This is a genomic window from Synechococcus sp. WC101 (assembly GCF_047461555.1).
GTDB lineage: Bacteria > Cyanobacteriota > Cyanobacteriia > Thermostichales > Thermostichaceae > Thermostichus.
In genome coordinates, this window is the sequence record NZ_JANSHG010000271.1 from 1 (window position 1) to 1,770 (window position 1,770).

The 1,770-nt window shown below is 57.8% G+C and carries 2 protein-coding genes; one reads left to right on the forward strand and one right to left on the reverse strand.

Annotated elements, in window-relative coordinates; genetic code table 11:
- The first annotated feature begins 138 nt into the window (after positions 1–138).
- Positions 139–1,155 (forward strand): hypothetical protein, encoded by a 1,017-nt coding sequence (locus NW809_RS12330; protein ID WP_414402274.1) that lies wholly within the window; start codon positions 139–141, stop codon positions 1,153–1,155.
- 190 nt (positions 1,156–1,345) lie between these two features.
- Here NW809_RS12330 and NW809_RS12335 read toward each other — a convergent pair whose 3' ends face one another.
- Positions 1,346–1,579 (reverse strand): hypothetical protein, encoded by a 234-nt coding sequence (locus NW809_RS12335; RefSeq protein WP_011429292.1) that lies wholly within the window; start codon positions 1,577–1,579, stop codon positions 1,346–1,348.
- Positions 1,580–1,770: the final 191 nt, after the last annotated feature.

Here is a 1,770-nt window from a genome sequence, read left to right on the forward strand (position 1 = left end):
CCTCTGGGGTGAGCCTTGAGAAAGCGACAACAAAGGGCTGTCCTTCTTGTCCAGTCTCCTTTCGTTGCCTGCCCGGCGAGCTGATTGAGAACTTTCCCCTCTCATTTCCCAGTACAAATCTTGGTAGGGAGGATCATCATGTTGAACCTTTTTGCCGGCCTGCTCTTTGCCTCGGCTCACCTCAGCCCTTCAGGAAATGTCCTCATTGAAGGAGATGTGGGGGAGTGGGCTTTTGCCGATCGCCAAGTTACTGAGACAGCTACATTGACTGTTCTCATACGGCCCGAGGCGAGCTTGGCCTCTTGGAGAGAAATGCTCTCGGTCATGAACGTTCAGGTACCAAAATTGCCCCGCTTCCTGGCAAACAATATGCGGAATAATCTCCTAGAGTACTGCCCCCAAACAACGTGGGAGTTTCACCGGGAAAGCGAAGAGGATGTCCTCTACGAGTTCCGTAGCGCCGGCTGTCGTGGGCAGGTTGCCGGGATCCAAGAGCATGAAATTGGCCGCATCACCCAAGGCCCAGACGGCCCTGTGCGCATTGCCTACGCCGCCAAGCCAGAGATGACACCCGAAATGCGGAGCCGCTGGCTGAACTTGCTGGGCAGCGAGGTGGGGACGGCTCGGGGCTTTCCCATCCAAAACCTTACCGGGGCCGCCCGAAAGCCTTCTTCCCCAGCTCCAGAGCAGCCGATCGCCCACTGGCTACAGGAAGCAACCGAGGCCCTGAAGCGGCAGGAAGATTTGCTGGCCGAGCTGGATCGCCTCGCTCAGGAAGCGCAAGCCAATGCCCGCGCCTATAGCCAGAAAGCCCCAAACGAGGCGGGGACAAGGGTGATCAGCCTGCACCGAGGTCGGGGAGACGGCAGCCCTGGCGAGGCCACAACCGAGTTTAAGACCACCGACACCTTGATCTGGGCCATCTTGCCGGTGGGCAGCCTCCCTGCCAACGCCCAGGTGGAGATGCTCTGGTACTACGAGGGCGGAGAAGCCGGGAGCGAGCAACTGATCCGCAAGTTTGATTTTCCCTGGGATCCCCTAGCCGACACGGTGCGAGGCTTTCTCAGCTTCAGCCAACCCTACACCGGGCGCTACCGCGTCGAGGTTCATGTCAACGGCGAGAAGATAGGAGTTGGCCGCTTTACAATTCGGTAGCCTTAGCTTGGCTCCCGCTTCCAACTCTTTTCTCTCGGAGGGAGACCGGCCTCTCTCTTAGAAGACTTACAGACAACAATTTTTAACTATAAATCCAGACTTTCCGGCAGGGCAATGTCCATCGCCATCTGCCTGTTTTTCGCGCTGTGAAGACCGTTGTGCTGAGAGCGAAAAGATAGCTCGACATTCTCTAGCGAGTTCTGATCACAGCTCTAGCTTTGAGGTTGTAGATAAAGCTGGTGCGGTACTGCAACAGCAAATTGCGCAGGTAAAGGGGCAAGTTGCGCTGGTAGAGTAGGCGAGTTCTGCGGTAGATCAGTTTGCGGCGACGGTTGATCGCCCGGCTGCGCTGCTGCAAAGGAGCCTGCAGAGAACGCTGAAGTGCCAGGGATCCAGCCGCGCCGGCCAGCCTCCGCCGTACCATACCCCACCTCTCAAGCAGCAGTTAGCTCAAGTGTAAGGGATCCCCCTGCGAGCAGCCGCTGGCGGGTCGATGTATTTTGGTATCCTGCAGACAATTGGCCTGAGGAGCTAGGAGCTGCCCGGAAGCTTTCTCCTTTGCCAGATCTTGCAACAGTTGCCGGCGCTTCCCCCGAAGGGCGACAGGTGTAGGCC

What these genes read in the sequence shown, in the direction of transcription:
- NW809_RS12335 (WP_011429292.1), bottom strand. Translation starts at nt 1,579, where the DNA reads ATGGTACGGCGGAGGCTGGCCGGCGCGGCTGGATCCCTGGCACTTCAG.
- NW809_RS12330 (WP_414402274.1), top strand. Translation starts at nt 139, where the DNA reads ATGTTGAACCTTTTTGCCGGCCTGCTCTTTGCCTCGGCTCACCTCAGC.